Origin of the sequence: Mesorhizobium sp. Primo-A, from assembly GCF_003997175.1 — a bacterium.
Classification (GTDB): domain Bacteria; phylum Pseudomonadota; class Alphaproteobacteria; order Rhizobiales; family Rhizobiaceae; genus Mesorhizobium; species Mesorhizobium ciceri.
The window spans coordinates 451,257-469,382 of sequence record NZ_RZTG01000003.1; the positions used below are offsets into that span (position 1 = coordinate 451,257).

Below are 18,126 nucleotides of genomic sequence, written 5' to 3' on the forward strand. Positions count from 1 at the left end.
GCTGCCCTTTTTCATATCCTGTGACAAGATGACGACGGCCGAGGCCGAGGGGCAGGGCGGTCTCCTGCACGAGAGGGGCGATATGGATCCGATTTCGAAATTCATGGTCGATCACAAGATTCCGATCGGCGCCTGGGGAAAGGCCTTCTTCGGTTTCCTCACCGACAATTTCGACACTGTGTTCAGGGCCTTTTCGAATGGCCTCAATTTCCTGCTCGACGGGCTGGTCGGCATCCTCTTGATGGTGCCGCCGGTGCTGCTGGCGCTGGTCATCGCCGTTGTCGCCTGGCTGCTGCAACGCTCGCGACCGCTTGCCATCGGCGTCTTTCTCGGCCTGATCTTCATCATCAACCAGAACCTTTGGAAGCAGACGGTGCAGACGCTGGTGCTGGTCGTCGCGGCCGCTGCCATGGCCATGGCCATCGGCGTGCCGCTCGGCATCTGGGCAGCGCACAAGCCGAAGGTCTACCGCGTCATGCTGCCGGTGCTCGACCTGATGCAGACGCTGCCGACCTTCGTCTACCTGATCCCGGTGCTGACGCTGTTCGGCCTCGGCAACGCGCCCGGCCTCATCGTCACCATCATCTTCGTCATCCCGACCGCGGTCCGGCTCACGCATCTGGGCGTCGTCTCGGTGCCGAAGTCGATCGTCGAGGCCGGCGAGGCTTTCGGCGCCACCAAGAGCCAGCTGCTGTGGAAGGTGGAACTGCCGTCGGCGCTGCCCACCATCATGGCCGGCCTGACGCAATCGATCATGCTGTCGCTGTCGATGGTGGTGTTTGCCGCACTGATCGGCGCCGGCGGGCTCGGCACCGAGATCAACCGGGCGCTCGGCTCGCGCCGCATCGACCTCGGGCTTGAGGCGGGGCTTGCCATCGTCGTTTTGGCCATCGTGCTCGACCGGATGACCCGCATCGCCGTTGGAGGCAAGAAATGACCGTCGCCGTCGATTTCAGGAACGTCGATATCGTTTTCGGCGCCGACCAGGCCGGATCGCTGAAGATGATCGACGCCGGCGCCAGCCGCGCCGAGATCCTCGAAAAGACCGGCAATGTACTGGGCTGCGCCGGCGCCAGCCTGACCGTGAACGAGGGCGAGATCTCCGTTCTGATGGGCCTCTCCGGTTCGGGCAAGTCGACATTGCTGCGGGCGGTCAACCGGCTCAACGTGGTGTCGCGCGGCCAGGTGCTGGTCAAGGATGGCGACAAGACCGTCGATGTCGTCACCTGCGACGAGGCGACCTTGCGGCGCCTGCGCCAGAAACAGGTGGCGATGGTGTTCCAGCAGTTCGGCCTTTTGCCCTGGCGCACGGTGGAGGAGAATGTCGGTCTCGGCCTCGAACTGGCCGGCGTCCCAGAAGCCGAGCGCAAGGAGCGCGTCCAACGCCAGCTCAAGCTGGTCAATCTCGACCAGTGGTCGAAGAAATATGCGCATGAGCTTTCGGGCGGCATGCAGCAGCGCGTCGGCCTGGCGCGGGCCTTCGCCACCGAGGCGCCGATCCTGTTGATGGATGAGCCGTTCTCGGCGCTCGACCCGCTCATCCGCACCAAGCTGCAGGACGAATTGCTGCAGCTGCAGGCTGAATTGAAGAAGACCATCATCTTCGTCAGCCACGACCTCGAGGAGGCGCTGAAGATCGGCTCCCACATCACCATCATGGAGGGTGGGCGCATCGTGCAAACCGGCGCGCCCGAAGACATCGTGCTGCGGCCCGCCAACGACTATGTCCGAGACTTCATCGCCAATGTGAACCCGCTGTCGGTGCTGACCGCCTGGAACGTGATGCGCGACCGTCGTGATCTGGAGCACGGCAAGGACGGCTGGGTCTGGCTCGACCGCCGCAAGACGACGCGCTTCAAGATCGACGATCACGGGCTGGTGGCGGCGGCCGAACGCGACGGCAAGCCGGCGGTCTGGGTGTCGTGCGCCGACGTCGAAGGCCAATCCGAGGAAGCCGCGCAAGTGTTCTGGGCCAATCCCGGCACCTCGCTGAAAACCGTCATGCTGGCCATGCACCGTTCGCAGACCGCTCCGGTAGCGCTGTTTGACGACCAGTCGCGCTTCGTCGGCGCCATCGGCATTCGCGACGTGCTGAGCGCGGTGTTGCGGCGGTAGTTTCTCCGGAATCCAACGGCGGCGAGGCGCGGCGACCGGGCGCGCCTTGTTTTTATGCCGCCAGCGGCAGGCGCAGTTGCGTCAGCAGGCCGCCGCCGGGATTGTTGGACAGGCGGATCTCGCCACCTGCGGCGCGCGCGATGTTGCGGGCAATGGTCAGGCCGAGACCAAGACCGCCGGTCTGGCGGTTGCGCGATTGTTCGAGGCGCACGAACGAGCCGAACACGGCGTCGATCTGCGCCTGCGGTATGCCAGGCCCTTCGTCGCGGATGGTGAGCAGGATCATGTCCTCCGACCGGCGCAGCGAAAGATGCGCCTTCTTGCCGTAGGTGACCGCGTTCTGCACCAGATTGGTGACGCAGCGCTTGAGCGCGACCGGCCGCGCCATGCAGATCAGCCCGCGCGAACGGGTCTCGTCGTCGAACGAGACGTCGTCATAGCCGTCGGCGATCGATTCCACGAGCGACCAGAAGTCGATGCGTTCGTTCTTTTCCTCGGTCACTTCGAAGGTGGCGAAGTCGATCACCGAGCTGGCGATGCTCTCGACATCGGCGAGGTCGTGCGCCAGCGCCTCGCGGACCGCCGATTTGCGCAACAGCTCCAGGCGCAGGCGCATTCTGGTCATCGGCGTGCGCAGATCATGCGCCAGTGCCGCCGCCAGATGTTCGCGGTCCTCGACATATTCGCGCAACCTCGCCTGCATGGCGTTGATCGCCTTGGCGGCGGCACGCACCTCGCGGCTGCCGCCCTCGGCGATCGGCGGGCTCTTCAGATCCTTGCCGATCCGGTTCACGGCGGTTTCCATCATCCGGTAGGGCGCCGTCAGCCGGCGCAGCGACCAGATCGACATGATCACCACCAGCCCTGCGATCAGCGAATAGAGCGGCAGGCTGTCGAAGCTCAGGATCGGGCCGACGGGCGTGATCGGTTCGGTGAAATTCAGCCATTGGCCGTCGGCGAAGCGCAGCGATGCCGTCAGCTTGTCGCTCTGGGCGAAGTCGGCGGCCAGCACCAGAAGGTCGCGCTCGACCTGGCCGATGTCGGGTCCTGGCGTCGTGCCGTCCGCGTCGTCGGCCTCGCGCGTCGCCGGATCGCGGCGCACGCGTGCATCGGTGATGCCGAATTTGGACAGCCGGCCGACGAGGATGTCTTCGAGTTCGGCCAGTTCGTCATCGCCGGCGATCGACGAAGTGACCGCCGGCGTGTCCGAAACGGTGAGCGCGTAGGTGGAGTTGAACAGGCCGGTCGCCGTCGCCTTGCGCTCGTCCGGACTGGCGTCATGCATGAGCTGCACCAGCGAGAAGGCACGGTCGTTGAGCCGGTAGAGGTCGACGACGTCGTTGGCGGCAGCGCGGTCGCGCGAGACGATGTAGAGGGTCGCGACCTGGCTGATCAGCAGGCCGGCAATGACGATCAGCAGCACCCAGACAGGCAAGGTCTGCGGCAGGAAACGTCTCATTCGGAGGTCGTCTCGGGCAGGAACTGGTAGCCGCCGCTGCGTACGGTCAGGATCAGCTTGGGCGTCTTCGGGTCGTCCTCCATCTTGCGCCGCAACCGGCTGACCAGGATGTCGATGCTGCGGTCGAAGGAATAGTCGCTGTCGCCGCCGGACAGTTCGATGAGCTGGTCGCGGGTCAGCACACGCTGCGCACTCTTGACGAAGGTCTGCAGCAGGTTGAATTCGGCCATGGTCAGCTCGACCCTGACATCGTCGGGTGCGATCAGCCGGCGCCGGGCACAGTCCATCGTCCAGCCGGCGAAGCGGTAGATCTGCTTGGTGGTGGCGCGCTTCGGCTCGGCGGCGCCATTGCGCCTGAGCACGGCCCGGATGCGCGCCAAAAGCTCGCGCGGGTCGAAGGGCTTGGGCACATAGTCGTCGGCGCCCATTTCCAGGCCGACGACGCGGTCGGTCGTCTCGGTGACGGCGGTCAGCATGATGATCGGCGTCGAATACTGGGCGCGCAGGTCGCGGCACAGCTCCAGCCCGCTTTTGCCGGGCAGCATCACGTCGAGGACGATGAGGTCCACCTGGACGCGCCGCAGGATGGTCTCCATCTCGATGCCGTCGGCGGCAACCGAGGTGTGCAGGCCCCGCTTCTGGAAGAATTCCTGCAGCAGGTCGCGGATGCCCTTGTCGTCGTCGACGATCAGTATGTGTGCATCGGATTTCACAGCAGCCCTGTCATTGTTGCCAAGCCCTTCTGTCTTTGATTGCCAAGCCCTTCGGTCGCAACCCACACGATAGAATTCAGGCCATATGTTGGCCAGTGGCTATGATGGGGTTCACACCGGCTTTCTCAGACACACTCCAGAAACAAAATTCTACAGTTCAGAAAAACTCCTGAAAAATTTCAAAGGCATAACTGATCTCGTGGCGGTCAGGTCATCGGCTGCGACGCTAGTCTCCGGGTTTACGGATAAACCGATGCCAAGGTTGTCGATCAGTTTGTTGGGTGCGTTGCTGGGCTTCTGCCTGGTCACTGCCGCTGTCGGACAATCGGACGCAAAGGCGACGCTCACAACCCGGAGCGAACGGTGCGCCAATCTCAGCCACCAATTTGATGAAGCCCTCGAAACCCATGCCACGGCAACGCAGGTCACCGCGGCAAAGGCACTTCAGAGAAAGGGCAACCGGTACTGCGCCGCCAAGAAACAGGCACAGGGCATCCGGATGCTCGCCAATGCTTTGAAGCTGCTTGGAGTGACGCCGAACGACCCGGTTCAGTAACGCTCCGAAACTTGACCCGCATAAAAAGGAAACGAAGCCATGAAAAAGTCCATCCTCTCCGCAACCGGTCTCGCCGTCGCTCTCGCTTTCGCGATGCCGGCTCTCGGCAACGCCGCCGCCACCACGACCGCTGCTCCGGCTGCTTCGACGACCACCGCTCCGGCGACTGCCGCTCCGGCCAAGGCTGCTCCGAAGAAGGTCGTCAAGAAGACCGTCAAGAAGCACAAGAAGGCTGCTGAGAAGGCCGTCAAGAAGGACGCCCCGAAGACCTGATAAGGTCCGGCATAAAATGCCGGCCTGTTGACCAAGGCCGCTCCAGCTGGTTTCGGTTGGAGCGGCCTTCTTCCTGTCCGAGCCGCTGAAGCCCTGACATTGGCGATGCAGCGGTCGATGGGTTCAACTGATCTTTGGCGAAGTCTGGCACCGGCAGCTTCCGCCTCGACTGACACTTAACCCGTTTGCAACGCCGGCCGTGTAGGACAATCCGCATGAAGAAGCGGCTTTCGTCCATTTTGCGCTCGATGGTGATCGGCGGTCTGGTTGCCACCGGCCTCGCCAGAGTGCTTATCCTGTTCACCGCCAGCCCGGTCCCCGATCCGGCCAGCGGACGCACCGAGCCTTCGCTGTTCGCTCCGGCGATTTCCACCAACTGGGACTACATAACGCCGGCACAGACCTGGCTGCTGGTCGTGCTGACCGGCGCGACGTTGATCTGCGTCGCCGCGTGGCTGATCGCGACCTGGCTGGAACGCCGGGCGGATGCCGGCGGAAACCGTTTTCGGTCCGATATACCGCCCGCTGCGGCCGTGCGGCAGATTCCCGGCCGTCGCATGTTCGGCCGCCAAGGCCGTTGAACGGCAACCGACACTTTCCCACATGATTATGAATGGCCGCGTCGGCGGACACCGGTTTCGCGCGTCGATCAAAATGGACGACCGTTTTCACCGGTGCCAGAATGGCGGTCACATCGCTTACGCAAAACTGTCGGTTCCGATGCCTGAAATTACCACAAAACCGCGTACCCAGATCAAGCCGCAAGTCGAACGGCCAAAACTCTACAAGGTCATCCTCATCAACGACGATTTCACGCCGCGCGAATTCGTGGTGACGGTGCTGAAGGGCGAGTTCAAACTCAGCGAAGACCAAGCGCACCGGGTGATGATCACTGCGCATCGGCGTGGCGTCTGCGTCGTCGCCGTGTTCACCAAGGATGTCGCCGAGACCAAGGCGACGCGCGCCACCGATGCCGGCAAGGCCAAGGGCTATCCGCTGATGTTCACGACGGAGCCGGAGGAGTAGAGCAGGGGGCTTTCCCTTCTCCCACAACAAGGGAGAAGGGAAAAGAGCGCCGCGCTACCGTCCCTCGCGGTACCACATCGAACCCATTGCCAGAAGCAGCAGGCCGAGGCCGAGGAAGCCGCCGAACAGCGGCACGCGCGAGACGGCTTTGAGCACGCTGTCGTCTGTCGTGCGCAGGCCGATCCAGTCGCTGCCGGATGCGGCACCAGCCGAGCGCACCGGCACGATGGAAGGCAGCGTCACGTCGCTGCCAAGGCCTGTGGAAGACGCCAGCCGGCGCACGCTGCCGCCGGTGGCTTCCGCCGGCGCCTTCAGCCGGTTTTCGGTGGAAATGACGTCGGCGAATTCCGGTGCGTTGACCGGCCCGACATGGGCGAGCGCGGTGAGGTCGCCATTGGCGACCTGGTAGAGCCCGATCTCGCTGGTCTCGACGCTGCCGAGGAAGACCCCGGGCTCGGCTTTGTCGAGCTTGACCGTCAAGGTTTTGCCGGACGGAGTGATGATCTGCGCGGCGCCGGGATCGTCGGCCATCGTCTGGCGGCGGATTTCCAGCACCATGCCACGACCATCGGCGGTCAGCCGCTCCTCCTCGAGCTCCGGCTCCTTCATCAGCCAGTGCGCGATGCGCCGATAAAGCTGGACATGCGGGCCGCCGCCCTCGAAGCCGCGCGCCCACAGCCAGCCCTGATCGGACAGCAGCATGCCGACGCGGCCTTCTCCCTTGCGGTCGAGCAGCAGCAGCGGCCGGTTGTCGGCGCCCTTCATGACCACTTCGCCTTCCGGGTTCTGCACGCCTATGGTGCGGAACCAGCGGCTCCAGTGCGGCGGCTCGGTGGCCGAGCCATCGAGCCCACGCGTCACCGGGTGGCGCTGGCCGAGTTCGGTGAGGCGCGGATAGAAGGCCTTGTCGACAACTTCGCCGGTCGGCATCGCCGGCAGGGCGGCCATCAGCGGCGTGCGCGCGATCGAGCTTTCGCCGGCATATTCGGGGCCGGCCGCGATCAGCAGCGCGCCGCCCTTTTCGACATATTCGGAGATGTAGTCGTAATAGAGGATCGGCAGCACGTCGCGGTGCTGGTAGCGGTCGAAGATGATGAGGTCGAAATCCTTGATCTTCTCGACGAACAGTTCGCGGGTCGGGAAGGCGATAAGCGACAATTCGTTGATCGGCGTGCCGTCCTGCTTTTCCGGCGGCCGCAGGATGGTGAAATGGACAAGATCGACCGAGGCGTCGGATTTCAGCAGGTTGCGCCAGGTGCGCTCGCCGGCATGCGGCTCGCCGGAGACGAGCAGCACACGCAGGTTCTCGCGAATGCCGTCGATCAGTGCGATGGCGCGGTTGTTGGTGTCGGTCAGTTCGCCTGGCTCGCGATCGATGGCGAGTTCGACGATGTTGCGGCCGGCGCCCGGAATGGTGACCTGCAGCGGCATGGCCTGGCCAACGGTGGCGTGCTCGACGGCGACCTGCTCGCCATTGACCGAGACGCGCACATCGACCGGGCCAGTCTCGTTTTCGGTCGAGATGACGCGGTAGGTCATGTCGAGCGGCTTGCCAACAAGGCCGAAGCGCGGCGCGTTCTCGAAGCGGATGCGGCGGTCCTTTTCGTGGTCGTTGCCGGTGATCAGCGCATGCAGCGGGGCGTTGAAATCTGGCGCGCCCGGCGGCGCGTCATGGACCTCGCCATCGGTGATCATGATCGCGCCGCCGATGCGTGACGGCGGCACGTCGCGGAAGGCGCCTTCAAGCGCGCCGAACAGCCGTGTCTCGGTGCGCTCTTCGGCGGCCTCGGATTTGCCGGCCTCGACGACGCGCACGTCGAACTGCTTGAAGCGGCCAAGCCGCTGCTGCAGCCCGGCCAGCGCCTCGTCGGTCTGCTTGGTGCGATCGCCGATATCCTGGCTCTGGCTGCGGTCGACGACGAGGGCGACAACGCTTTTCAGCGGCTCGCGCTCCTCGTTGAGGAACACCGGGTTGAACAAAGCGGCGGCGAGCGCCAAAAGGGCGATGAAGCGGAAGACCGAGCCGCGCTGGCGAAACCACAGGCCGACAAGCGCCAGCAGCGCCAGCGGCACCAGCGCCAAGGCCAACAGGGGCCAGGAGATCAGCGGTTCGAAGGAAATCGACCAGTTCATCCCTTACCCTCCTCTTTTTGGGGAGGGTTTATCCGCGACCGGAGGGAACCAAACAAACTCATCTTACTGCCCCAGCCGTTCGAGCAGTATGGGCACGTGCACCTGGTCGGATTTGTAGTTGCCGGTCAGCATGTACATCATGATGTTGACGCCGGCGCGCAGCGCGTAGACGCGCTGCATCGGGTCCGCCGGTACGGTCGGCAGCAGCGGATCGCCATTCTCGTCGACCGCCCAGGCGCCGGCAAAATCATTGGCGGTGATCATGATAGGCGAGACGCCGTCGCCGGTGCGCACCGGCCGGTTCTCGGCATTGCTGGCGTCGAGCGACGCCTCGACCCACAGTGGGCTGCCGGCGAAGCGGCCGGGGAATTCGGGCAGGATGAAGAAGGATTTGGTCAGCACGTGGTCGGACGGCACCGGCTCCAGCGGCGGCACGTTGAGGTTGCCGAGGATGTCGCGCAGCCGCTCCGTCGCCGGGCTGGTCGAATCGGCGCCGATGCCGTTGGCGAACTGGTCGCGGGTGTCGAACAGCACCGTGCCGCCCTGCTGCATATAGGCGTCGATGCGGGCGATGGCGGCCTGGCTCGGCATCGGGGCGGCCGGATCGATCGGCCAGTAGATCAAAGGATAGAACGACAGCTCGTCCTTCGAAATGTCGACACCGGCTGGTGCGCCCGGTTCAAGGGCCGTCTTTTCGACCAGGAAGCGGGTCAGGCCCTCGAGCCCGGCACGGCTGATCGAATCGTCGCCCGGCACACCGGTCAGCACATAGGCGATGCGGGTCTTCGAAATCGCCTCGATGGCAATTTCGTCACCCGGCTTGGCGTCGTCGGCGCGGGCAAGGTCGGCATGACCGAACAAGCTACCCAGCGCAATCAGGACCGCGGCGGTGGTTGCCATGGCACCGGCGCGGCGCGGTCGGCGTGAGAACAGGCCGCCCATCCAGAATACCGCCAGCGTATCGAGCAGCATCAGCACCAGGGCGGCCGCGACCAGCGCGCCCTTCAAATTGCGCGATTCGTCAAAGGCATACTGGATCGAGGTGACGGGAACAGTGATTTGCGGGCGCGCCAGCGGGGCCAGCGTGCTGTCGGCTTCAAGCAGATTATGGGCAAACACACCCGTCTCGGAACCATAGAGGCCGGGCGGGTTTTCAAAAGTCACCGGCAGCGCGCCGGCGCCCGGTACAAGCGGCCGTGCATCCGGTGTCGGCGGCACCAGCGAGCCGTCGGCTGCAATCATGCGATAGGGCGCCAGCGACGCCGCGGCGGCTTCGGCATTGGCGATGGCCGCGCCCTGGTTGCGCGACAGCTGCACGATGCGGCGCAGCATCTCGACGAAGCTGCCGGAGATCGGCAGGTTCGACCAGGTTGCTTCAGGGGTGACGTGGAACAGCACCAGCGTGCCCTTGCCTTTCTTCAATCCGGTGACCAGCGGCGTGCCGTCGGCAAGGGCCGCCCAGGTGCGCTCGACGATATCGGGTGTCGGCTCGGCCAGCACCTGTCTGCTGACAGTGACCTCGGCCGGCGGCGCCAGATCGGCGAACGGGCCGGCCTTGGGGAATTCGGTGACAGGCTGCGGCGACGTCCATGACAGCGCGCCGCCGAGCGAACGCTCGCCGGTGCGCAGGCGGACCGGCAGCAAATCGTCGTCATCGCCCGCCGTGGCCAGCCGCGAACCGGCGAAACGCACCAGCGTGCCGCCATTGTCGACCCAATCGACAAGTCTCTGCCGGACCTGTCCGGGAATGGTGCCGATATCGGCCATGACAATCATCGCGGGCTTCTGGTCGAGGATCTGCGGGATGGCGTCGGCGAGGTCGGCGCTGGAGGGTTCGACCAGATCGGCGAAGGGCTGCAGCGCCCGCCTGATGTAGTAGAGTGGCGACAAAAGCGGCTGCGCCTGGTCGGCCTCGGCCTGCGACAGCAGCCCGACGCGGCGGCGCTTGGAGCTTTCGTCGAGGACGCGCACCGCACCGGCCTGCCGCTCGCCGTCGAGCGCGATCGAAGCGAAGTCGTTGCGCAATTCGAACGGCACCGCCATGGTGCCGGTGGCGGTGGTTTCGCCAGGCGAAAAGGTCAGCGTCGCATCGGCGATGCGGCGGCCCTTGTCGTCGAAGGCGCCGGCGGTGACCTGCGCCGGGGCAGGGTCGCCCGGCGCGCGGATGGCGGTCAGCGCAAAGCCGTCGACCTGGTTGTCGGCGGCGGTCAGGCCCGTCAGCGACAGCCTGTCGGCGGTTGCCCAGACGACACGGGCGGCATTTTTCGACAAAAGCGTGTTGAAGGCGGCTTCATCGCCTTTTGCCGCCAGGCCGTCGGCAAGCACGGCGACACTGGCCCCGGGCAAGGTCTCCAGCACGCCGGCGACGCGGGCATAGACGGCGGGCCGGTCGGTCGGGATCGGCCGCGGCTTGGCGGCGCGCAGCCGGTCAAGGGCGGTGGCGGCATCGAACGGGCCGATCTCGGCATTGGCTTTTTCGGCGGTGAAGGCGATGACGACCGGCACGCCGTTGGAGCCGGCGTCGTTGATCAGCCGCTCGGCGGTGGCGACGCGTTTGCCCCAGTCGGCGGCACTTGCCCAGTCATTGTCGATGACCAGGGCAAGGGCGGCTCCTTCGGCCGGCAGCTTTTCACGCGGATTGAAGACCGGGTCGGCCAATGCCGCGACGATGAGGGCCGCCATCAAGAGCCTGAGCAGCGTCAGCCACCACGGACTCTGCTGCGGCGTCTCCTCGCGCTTCAGTACGCGCGCCAGGATCTTCAGCGGCGGGAAGATCTCGGTCTGCGGCTTGGGCGGCGTCAGCCTGAGCAGCCACCAGATCACCGGCAGTGCCAGCAGGCCCCACAGCACCATGGGGGCGCCAAAGGAGAGCGGCAGCCAACTCATGCGACAGCCTTTCCTGGCCGATCGCCACCAGCGATGCCTGCACGACCGCCAGCGGTCGGCCTGACCGAGGGGCCATCAGTGGTCATCGCCATGTGCAGCCGCACCAGCGCGTCGGAGGCGAGCCGATCGGTGTGGTTGACGGTAAAGCTCCAGCCAAGCCGCTTGCACCAGGCGGCCAGTTCGTGGCGGCGGGCGGTGTAGAGCAGGCGATACTCATCACCCAGCATTTCGGCGCGGCCGGCGGTCAGCTTGTCGCCGGTCTCGGGATCGGTGAATTCGGTGCGGCCGGCATAGGGGAAGGTCTCCTCGGCCGGGTCGGCGACCTCGATCAGGTGGGCGCGCACGCCGTGGCGGGCCAGCACGTCGAGCCAGGCCATCGTCTCCTCGACGGGATCGAGGAAGTCGCTGACGATGACGATGTCGCAGAAGCGCCTGATGTCGGACAGGTCGGGTTTTGCCGGCAGCTCGCCGGCATGCATCAACTGGGCGGCAATTCGTTCGGCGCCGTTGCGGGCGGTGAACGGGTCGGTGAGGCCCGGCCAGGCGATGCGTTCGCCGCTGCGCGACAACAGCTCGGCCATGGCCAGCGCCAGCACCAGCGCGCGCGATTGCTTGGAAACGCTGGCGCCTGTCGATTTGTAGAGCATCGACGGCGAGGGGTCGGCCCACAGCCAGACGGTATGGGCGGCTTCCCATTCGCGGTCGCGCACATAGGTGTGGTCGTCGCGGGCCGAGCGGCGCCAGTCGATGCGCGAGGAATCGCCCTCGACATAGGGCCGGAACTGCCAGAAATTCTCGCCGATGCCGCGCTTGCGGCGGCCGTGCCAGCCGGCGATCACGGTGTTGACGATACGGCGCGCCTCGACCAGCAGGTCTGGCACAAGCGAGGCCCGCAACCGGCCACGGGCGAGCGCGTCGCGCGTCGCTGCCGGAGCCTGGACCTCGCCGATGCGCGGCATCAAATCCCTTTCACGAGTTTCGCCACCACGTCACGCACGCTGGTGCCTTCGGCGCGGGCGGCGAAGGTCAGCGCCATGCGATGCTGCAGCACCGGCTCGGCCAGCGCACGGACGTCGTCGACCGAGGGCGCCAGCCGTCCGTCGTAAAGCGCGCGCGCCCTTGTGCACAGCATCAGCGCCTGGCTGGCGCGCGGGCCGGGACCCCAGGCGACGTTCTTATCGGTCTCGGCATTGCCTTGGCCGGGACGCGCCGAGCGCACCAGCGTCAGGATCGCCTCGACGACGCTTTCAGGCACCGGCATGCGGCGGATCAGCGTCTGGATCTCCTTCAGCCGCACCGGCTGCAGCACGTTTTGCGCTTTCGCGTCCTCGATGCCGGTGGTTTCCAGAAGGATGCGGCGCTCCGCCTCGATTTCGGGATAGAGGATGTCCACCTGCATCAGGAAGCGGTCAAGCTGTGCCTCGGGCAGCGGATAGGTGCCCTCCTGCTCCAGCGGGTTCTGGGTTGCCAGCACGTGGAAGGGCGCCGGCAGGTCATGGCGGGCGCCGGCAATGGTGACGTGGTATTCCTGCATGGCCTGCAGCAGCGCCGACTGAGTGCGCGGCGACGCGCGGTTGATCTCGTCGGCCATCAGCAGCTGGGCGAAGATCGGCCCGGAGATGAAGCGGAAGGAGCGTTTTCCGGTCTCGTCCTGCTCCATCACTTCGGAGCCGAGGATATCGGACGGCATCAGATCCGGCGTGAACTGGATGCGACGCGAATCGAGGCCGAGCACGATGCCAAGTGTTTCGACCAGCTTGGTTTTGGCGAGACCCGGCACGCCGACCAAAAGCGCATGGCCACCGGCCAGCAGCGCCACCAGCGTGCGCTCGACGACGCTTTCCTGTCCGAAGATGACCCGGCCGACCCCGTCGCGGATCCGGGAGATGTCGGCAAGCGCCTTCTCGGCCTCGGCGATCATGTCCTTTTCGCTGATCGGGCTTTCCTTGACCATCACGCTCATGCCGCATCGATCCTTGTGGTTGGAATACCATGGCTGGAACAACGGCTGCACCATACCATAAGTTGCCGCGATTCGGCCTCGCGTGGCGCCTACATCGAAACTTAAATCACAGACTTAGGCTGACAAGCGGAACAACAGTGACTATTTCGTGACCATGACGGGACCCTTGGGACATCGTGAAGAAAGCCTGACTGATGCCACCGAGGCGCGTGGTCTCGAGGCGCTGATCTCGCGCGCCGCCCGTGCCGGCAAGGGCGCGGCACCTGTCGAACGCTGGAATCCCGACTTCTGCGGCGATCTGGACATGGAGATCAAGGCCGACGGCACCTGGTTCTATCTGGGCACGCCGATCGGGCGCATGCCGCTGGTGCAGCTTTTCTCCTCGGTGCTGCGCAAGGACGCCGATGGCAGGACCTATCTGGTGACACCGGTAGAAAAGGTCGGCATCCGCGTCGCCGATGCGCCGTTCATCGCCGTCGAAATGGACGTTTCGGGCAGCGGCGAGGCGCAGACAATCACCTTCCGCACCAATGTCGGCGACGTCGTCGAAGCCGGGCCGGAACGGCCGCTGCGGTTTGTCGATGAGAACGAGACCGGCGGGTTGAAGCCCTATGTGCTGGTGCGTGGCCGTCTGGAGGCGCTGGTGGCGCGGCCGGTGATGTATGAACTGGTCGGGCATGGCGAGGAGATCGAAATCGGCGGCGAGACGATGTTCGCGGTGCGCTCCAAGGGCGCCGTGTTCCCGATCATGCCGGCGGACCAGTTGAAGCGGCTGAGCGCGTGATGGACCAGGTGACGCCGGCGCCGTTTTCATCCGCGGATTTTCGCGCGCGCTTTGCCGTGCAGCCCGATGCACATGCAGGCGACGACGACTATGGCGACCATCGCTTCAACCCCGGCCATCCGCGCCTCAACCAGGGCAAGGCGCTGCGCAATGCCGCGGTGCTGATCCCGGTGGTCGATCATGAGGGCGATGCGACGGTTCTTCTGACCAAACGGGCCGAAAAGCTGCGCAGCCATTCGGGGCAGGTGGCCTTTCCCGGCGGCACTATCGATCCGACCGATCCGAGCCCTGAGGCGGCGGCGCTGCGCGAGACCTTCGAGGAGATCGGGCTTGGCCGAGATGGCATCGAGATCATCGGCCGCATGCCCGACTATGTCGCCGGCAGCGGCTACCGCATCGCCCCGGTGCTTGGCATCGTGCGGCCCGGTTTCCAACTGACGCTCAACGCAGACGAGGTCGATGCCGCTTTCGAAGTGCCGCTGCGCTTCCTGATGGACCCGGCCAACCACAAGCGCGACAGCCGTATGTGGAACGATCTCGAATGGTTCTTCTACGACATGCCTTACGGCGACCGGCGCATCTGGGGCGTCACCGCCGGCATCATTCGTACTCTCTATGAAAGGCTCTATGCGTGAGTGTCTCGATCGCGGGCAGGGCCGATTGGCTCACCGACAAGCATCTACAGCGCCTGCTGTTCGCATTGGCCGAAGGCGGTGAAGAGGCGCGAGTCGCCGGCGGCGCGGTGCGCAACACGCTGATGGACCAGCCGGTCGCCGACATCGACATCGCCACCACCTGCTTGCCGCAGCAAACCCTCCGCCGCGCCGAAGCGGAAGGGTTCAAGGCGGTGCCAACCGGCATCGAGCATGGGACGATCACCGTGGTTGCCGGCGGAAAGCCCTATGAAATCACCACCTTGCGCGCCGATATCGAAACCGACGGGCGGCGCGCGAAAGTGTCGTTCGGGCGCGACTGGAAGCTCGATGCCGAGCGGCGCGACTTCACCATCAACGCGCTCTATGCCGAGGCCGATGGCAAGGTGGTCGACCTGGTCGGCGGCATTGCCGACATCGAGGCGCGCCGGCTGCGATTCATCGGCGACCCGGAAGCGCGCATTCGCGAAGACTACCTGCGCATCCTGCGCTTCTTCCGCTTCTTCGCCTGGTACGGCGACGGACGGCCCGACGCCGAGGGGCTGAAAGCCTGCGCCCGTCTGAAGGAAGGGCTGGCCCAGCTTTCGTCCGAGCGCATCTGGTCGGAACTGAAGAAACTTTTGTCGGCGCCCGATCCGTCACGGGCGCTGCTTTGGATGCGGCAGGCAGGTGTCTTGACCGCGGCGCTGCCGGAAAGCGAGAAATGGGGTATCGATGCCATCCATGGGTTGGCCAAGGCCGGCAAGGATCTGGGCTGGGCACCCGACCCGCTGCTCAGACTGGAAGCGATCGTGCCGCCCGATGCCGCTCGCATGAAGTCGCTCGCCGAGCGGCTCAAACTCTCGACCGCCGAAGCGGATCGCCTGCGCCAATGGGCGCTCGCCACCGCCGTCGAGCCGAAGACGACCGAGGGCGAACTGGCAAAAAGGCTCTATCGCGGCGACCGGCAGGGGTTTGTCGACCGTCTGCGGCTGTCGCTTGCGGCAGCCAGGATGCGCGCCGTCGAGGACAATGAGGCGCTGCTCGAAGCCGGTGGCTTTTCGCGCCTGCTTGGCTTCGCCACCAAATGGGAAAAGCCGTTGTTTCCGCTGAAAGGTGCCGATCTGACGGCGCTCGGCGCAACTCCAGGCCCGAAACTCGGCGAAATCCTCAGGAATCTCGAAGCGGAATGGGTCGAAGCCGGGTTTGCCCCTGATCGCGACGCGCTCCTCAAGCGCGCCGCCGAAGCCTTGCAGGCCGGGTAGATCAGGCCGCGTCGCGGGTCTTTTCGATGCGCGAACGGATCGCCTCGATCATCGTCTCGCGGATGACCGTCTCACCATGTGTCTCGCGCATGTGCTCGACGGCACGGCGCATGACCTCGGCTTCCTCGTCGGCACGTGTGTGCCAGTCACAGCCGGGCACGAGCGACCCGCAGTGAAATTCCTTCATGAGATTTCTCCTTTTCTCCGTGGAGCCTGGTCGAGGCTCCGGCACTTTTTTGGCCCATGTCCGGTTCCAGGGTTGAAACCGCGGACCGCGAACGGGTGAGAAGCATAACACAGATGGGGTGGTATTGGTTGCCGTCAACGGCAAAAGGGCGGAGCAGCATCGCTCCGCCCTCGTCTCGTCCCGTTTTGGCGGGCAGGCCTTCACTTGGCGATCTTGACAGCCTCGGCAATCTTTTTCTTGCCGCTCATGTCCCATGAGACACGGACCTTTTCACCGACCTGCAGGCCAGGATCCTTGAAGGTCTTGGGAAGCGTAAAAGACGATCCATCGTCGAGGACCAGGCTCATGGCCGTCGTGTCAAAGGTCTTGATCGTCCCGGTGGTGTGCTTGACGGCGGCGAACGCCACCGAACCGGAAGCGAGAAGGGCAGCGGCGGCCGCCGAAACAATGATCTTGCGCATTGCGAAGTACTCCTGGAAAGGCGGGTATCTTTTTGACGAAGATGTCCCGCGTCGTCTTGGGCCGTCCGGTCGCGTCGGGTCGCGGCTCGCTTTGTCTTGACGCAATTCCGGTCGGAAAGCCGTTTCGCACTTTCCTGAAATTGCGCGCAGGCGAACCGCCGGCGCTTCCCGACCCCGCGCCACAAATAGACCAGTCTTTTCAAGAGCCTATTAGACGAAAAAGAAATTTTTCGCCGCACCGTGTGCCACATTCCATGCCCAATTCGAGCGAATGGGACATCAATGCGGCTCACGCCGGGCTCACCATTTTGTTACGGCCAGCGGACCTCGGGCGGCAGGCTGGAGAGGATGGCGGCGACATTGCCGCCGGTCTTCAGTCCGAATATGGTGCCGCGATCGTGAAGCAGATTGAATTCGACGTAGCGGCCGCGGCGGATGAGCTGTTCGTCACGGTCGCCATCGGTCCAGTTCTCGTTGAAGTTGGCGCGCACAAGGTGGCCGTAGACGACGAGAAAAGCGCGGCCGACATCCTGGACGAAGTTGAAATCGGCATTCCAGCCGCCCTTGTCCTCACCCGAATGCAGCCAGTCGAAGAAGATGCCACCGGTGCCGCGCGGCTCGTTGCGGTGCGACAGATAGAAGTACTCGTCGCACCAGGCCTTGAATTTTGGGTAATCGGCCACCGCGACATTCTTCTCGCAAGCGAATTGCATGGCGCGGTGGAAGGCGACCGTGTCGGGGTCGTCCTGGGTGCGGCGGCGATCGAGCACCGGTGTCAGATCGGCACCGCCGCCGAACCATTGGCTGGATGTGACCACCATGCGCGTGTTCATGTGCACGGCCGGAACGTTGGGATTCCATGGGTGCGCGATCAGCGAAATGCCGGATGCCCAGAAGCGCGGGTCTTCCTCGGCACCGGGCATCTGCTTCCTGAATTCGGGTGAGAACTCGCCATGGACGGTCGATGTGTGGACGCCGACCTTTTCGAAGACGCGACCGTGCATCATCGACATGGTGCCGCCGCCGCCGCGCCCCTCGTCACGTTCCCATGGCGTCTTTTCGAAGCGGCCGGGCGACCACGAGGCCAGCGGCCCGCCAAGATCCTGCTCGATCTGCTCGAAGGTGGCGCAGATGCGTTCGCGCAGCGCCTCGAACCAGAGGCGCGCCTTCATCTTCTTCTGTTCGATGTCGGCGGGCAGGCCCGCCGGTATTTCTGGTCGTTCCAAATGCCGTCTCCGGTTGGGGCGGCGAGTCCCACAAATGACTCGTCTTTTGCCGGCGCGATCCCTAATCTCTTAGGGGACAGGGTCAAGTGTCATTACGGTGCAAGGAGTTGTTTCGTGCGCACCCCGGCAAGACCGCCGCTGGATGGCCTAAAGAAAAGGCTCGACCAAAGCCGTGCCGAGCGCGTGCGTATGCCGCGCGACGGTTTCCTGCGCGAGACCTTCGTGCTGCCACGCTCCGATGCCCGGCTCAAGGCCAAGGAATGGTTCGAGCGCTTTCCCAAGCAGGCCTACTGGACCGAGATCGAAAGCTGGTTCGAGCGGCCGGGCGACCTGATCGAGTTCACCATCAGGCGGTTGCCTGCGGCCGACTAGGATTTCGTCGCCCCGTTTACGGGGAGAGGGTGCCGGCAGGCAGGTTGAGGAGCGGCACGAACCTCTCAATGCTGG

The 18,126-nt window shown here is 64.9% G+C and carries 19 protein-coding genes; 10 read left to right on the forward strand and 9 right to left on the reverse strand.

Features of this window, described 5'->3' with window-relative positions:
- Positions 1-82: 82 nt before the first annotated feature.
- Positions 83-937, forward strand: a complete 855-nt coding sequence (choW, locus tag EOC83_RS07620) for a choline ABC transporter permease subunit (RefSeq protein WP_024504538.1) — start codon at positions 83-85, stop codon at positions 935-937.
- Positions 934-2,115 (forward strand): choline ABC transporter ATP-binding protein, encoded by a 1,182-nt coding sequence (gene choV / locus EOC83_RS07625; RefSeq protein ID WP_024504539.1) that lies wholly within the window; start codon positions 934-936, stop codon positions 2,113-2,115. Before choW ends, choV begins: the two co-directional genes overlap by 4 nt.
- Positions 2,116-2,167: 52 nt before the next feature.
- On the opposite strand, the gene EOC83_RS07630 is transcribed toward choV, so the two are convergent.
- On the reverse strand, positions 2,168-3,574 hold the full coding sequence (locus tag EOC83_RS07630) for an ATP-binding protein (RefSeq protein ID WP_063168853.1): 1,407 nt from the start codon (positions 3,572-3,574) through the stop codon (positions 2,168-2,170).
- Positions 3,571-4,287 carry a response regulator transcription factor gene (locus tag EOC83_RS07635; protein WP_013529960.1) on the reverse strand — a complete coding sequence of 239 codons (717 nt, stop codon included), beginning with the start codon at positions 4,285-4,287 and terminating at the stop codon, positions 3,571-3,573. Before EOC83_RS07635 ends, EOC83_RS07630 begins: the two co-directional genes overlap by 4 nt.
- Positions 4,288-4,540: 253 nt before the next feature.
- Between EOC83_RS07635 and EOC83_RS32770 the strand changes: the two genes are divergently transcribed.
- From EOC83_RS32770 to clpS, 4 genes are all read left to right on the forward strand, one after another.
- Complete coding sequence (locus EOC83_RS32770) at positions 4,541-4,843, forward strand: hypothetical protein (RefSeq protein ID WP_024504541.1); 303 nt, start codon at positions 4,541-4,543, stop codon at positions 4,841-4,843.
- Positions 4,844-4,882: 39 nt separating this feature from the next.
- On the forward strand, positions 4,883-5,116 hold the full coding sequence (locus EOC83_RS07645) for a hypothetical protein (protein WP_013529962.1): 234 nt from the start codon (positions 4,883-4,885) through the stop codon (positions 5,114-5,116).
- A 215-nt stretch (positions 5,117-5,331) separates the two neighbouring features.
- Complete coding sequence (locus EOC83_RS07650) at positions 5,332-5,697, forward strand: hypothetical protein (RefSeq protein ID WP_063168852.1); 366 nt, start codon at positions 5,332-5,334, stop codon at positions 5,695-5,697.
- 139 nt (positions 5,698-5,836) lie between these two features.
- The gene (gene clpS / locus EOC83_RS07655; RefSeq protein WP_013529964.1) at positions 5,837-6,142 is read left to right on the forward strand and encodes an ATP-dependent Clp protease adapter ClpS; all 306 of its coding nucleotides are present in this window, start codon (positions 5,837-5,839) and stop codon (positions 6,140-6,142) included.
- Positions 6,143-6,196: 54 nt separating this feature from the next.
- Here clpS and EOC83_RS07660 read toward each other — a convergent pair whose 3' ends face one another.
- The 4 genes from EOC83_RS07660 to EOC83_RS07675 all read right to left on the reverse strand — a co-directional run bounded on the left by EOC83_RS07660 (position 6,197) and on the right by EOC83_RS07675 (position 13,124).
- Entirely contained in the window at positions 6,197-8,275 is a 2,079-nt protein-coding gene (locus EOC83_RS07660) for a hypothetical protein (protein ID WP_063168851.1), read from the reverse strand.
- 63 nt (positions 8,276-8,338) lie between these two features.
- Positions 8,339-11,161: a DUF4159 domain-containing protein gene (locus tag EOC83_RS07665; RefSeq protein WP_063168850.1), complete on the reverse strand. Its 2,823-nt coding sequence runs from the start codon at positions 11,159-11,161 to the stop codon at positions 8,339-8,341.
- Positions 11,158-12,120: a DUF58 domain-containing protein gene (locus EOC83_RS07670; RefSeq protein WP_013529967.1), complete on the reverse strand. Its 963-nt coding sequence runs from the start codon at positions 12,118-12,120 to the stop codon at positions 11,158-11,160. The genes EOC83_RS07665 and EOC83_RS07670 overlap by 4 nt, the downstream gene beginning before the upstream one ends.
- A complete protein-coding gene (locus tag EOC83_RS07675) occupies positions 12,120-13,124 on the reverse strand; it encodes a MoxR family ATPase (protein WP_013529968.1) in 1,005 nt (334 codons plus the stop codon). The genes EOC83_RS07670 and EOC83_RS07675 overlap by 1 nt, the downstream gene beginning before the upstream one ends.
- A gap of 154 nt (positions 13,125-13,278) precedes the next feature.
- Between EOC83_RS07675 and EOC83_RS07680 the strand changes: the two genes are divergently transcribed.
- Genes EOC83_RS07680 through EOC83_RS07690 form a run of 3 tightly spaced genes read left to right on the forward strand, consistent with a single transcriptional unit; the run spans position 13,279 to position 15,805 of the window.
- Positions 13,279-13,908, forward strand: coding sequence for a DUF1285 domain-containing protein (locus EOC83_RS07680; RefSeq protein ID WP_013529969.1), 630 nt, complete (start codon positions 13,279-13,281; stop codon positions 13,906-13,908).
- Positions 13,908-14,543 (forward strand): CoA pyrophosphatase, encoded by a 636-nt coding sequence (locus EOC83_RS07685; RefSeq protein ID WP_063168849.1) that lies wholly within the window; start codon positions 13,908-13,910, stop codon positions 14,541-14,543. Before EOC83_RS07680 ends, EOC83_RS07685 begins: the two co-directional genes overlap by 1 nt.
- Positions 14,540-15,805: a CCA tRNA nucleotidyltransferase gene (locus EOC83_RS07690; protein WP_063168848.1), complete on the forward strand. Its 1,266-nt coding sequence runs from the start codon at positions 14,540-14,542 to the stop codon at positions 15,803-15,805. Before EOC83_RS07685 ends, EOC83_RS07690 begins: the two co-directional genes overlap by 4 nt.
- Before the next feature lies 1 nt (position 15,806).
- On the opposite strand, the gene EOC83_RS07695 is transcribed toward EOC83_RS07690, so the two are convergent.
- The 3 genes from EOC83_RS07695 to hemF form a co-directional block, all read right to left on the reverse strand.
- A complete protein-coding gene (locus tag EOC83_RS07695; RefSeq protein ID WP_013529972.1) occupies positions 15,807-15,992 on the reverse strand; it encodes a DUF1059 domain-containing protein in 186 nt (61 codons plus the stop codon).
- Between the two features lie 200 nt (positions 15,993-16,192).
- Complete coding sequence (locus EOC83_RS07700) at positions 16,193-16,453, reverse strand: DUF1344 domain-containing protein (protein ID WP_013529973.1); 261 nt, start codon at positions 16,451-16,453, stop codon at positions 16,193-16,195.
- 311 nt (positions 16,454-16,764) lie between these two features.
- A complete protein-coding gene (gene hemF / locus EOC83_RS07705; protein WP_024504549.1) occupies positions 16,765-17,679 on the reverse strand; it encodes an oxygen-dependent coproporphyrinogen oxidase in 915 nt (304 codons plus the stop codon).
- Positions 17,680-17,793: 114 nt separating this feature from the next.
- On the opposite strand from hemF, the gene EOC83_RS07710 reads away from it, so the two are divergent.
- The gene (locus tag EOC83_RS07710; protein WP_013529975.1) at positions 17,794-18,051 is read left to right on the forward strand and encodes a hypothetical protein; all 258 of its coding nucleotides are present in this window, start codon (positions 17,794-17,796) and stop codon (positions 18,049-18,051) included.
- The last annotated feature ends 75 nt before the right edge of the window (positions 18,052-18,126 follow it).

Coding starts and splice junctions, on each gene's coding strand:
- EOC83_RS07695 (WP_013529972.1), bottom strand. CDS start 15,992: ATGAAGGAATTTCACTGCGGGTCGCTCGTGCCCGGCTGTGACTGGCAC.
- EOC83_RS07675 (WP_013529968.1), bottom strand. CDS start 13,124: ATGAGCGTGATGGTCAAGGAAAGCCCGATCAGCGAAAAGGACATGATC.
- clpS (WP_013529964.1), top strand. CDS start 5,837: ATGCCTGAAATTACCACAAAACCGCGTACCCAGATCAAGCCGCAAGTC.
- EOC83_RS07670 (WP_013529967.1), bottom strand. CDS start 12,120: ATGCCGCGCATCGGCGAGGTCCAGGCTCCGGCAGCGACGCGCGACGCG.
- EOC83_RS07685 (WP_063168849.1), top strand. CDS start 13,908: ATGGACCAGGTGACGCCGGCGCCGTTTTCATCCGCGGATTTTCGCGCG.
- choW (WP_024504538.1), top strand. CDS start 83: ATGGATCCGATTTCGAAATTCATGGTCGATCACAAGATTCCGATCGGC.
- EOC83_RS07700 (WP_013529973.1), bottom strand. CDS start 16,453: ATGCGCAAGATCATTGTTTCGGCGGCCGCCGCTGCCCTTCTCGCTTCC.
- EOC83_RS07680 (WP_013529969.1), top strand. CDS start 13,279: ATGACGGGACCCTTGGGACATCGTGAAGAAAGCCTGACTGATGCCACC.
- EOC83_RS32770 (WP_024504541.1), top strand. CDS start 4,541: ATGCCAAGGTTGTCGATCAGTTTGTTGGGTGCGTTGCTGGGCTTCTGC.
- EOC83_RS07665 (WP_063168850.1), bottom strand. CDS start 11,161: ATGAGTTGGCTGCCGCTCTCCTTTGGCGCCCCCATGGTGCTGTGGGGC.
- choV (WP_024504539.1), top strand. CDS start 934: ATGACCGTCGCCGTCGATTTCAGGAACGTCGATATCGTTTTCGGCGCC.
- EOC83_RS07650 (WP_063168852.1), top strand. CDS start 5,332: ATGAAGAAGCGGCTTTCGTCCATTTTGCGCTCGATGGTGATCGGCGGT.
- EOC83_RS07630 (WP_063168853.1), bottom strand. CDS start 3,574: ATGAGACGTTTCCTGCCGCAGACCTTGCCTGTCTGGGTGCTGCTGATC.
- EOC83_RS07660 (WP_063168851.1), bottom strand. CDS start 8,275: ATGAACTGGTCGATTTCCTTCGAACCGCTGATCTCCTGGCCCCTGTTG.
- EOC83_RS07645 (WP_013529962.1), top strand. CDS start 4,883: ATGAAAAAGTCCATCCTCTCCGCAACCGGTCTCGCCGTCGCTCTCGCT.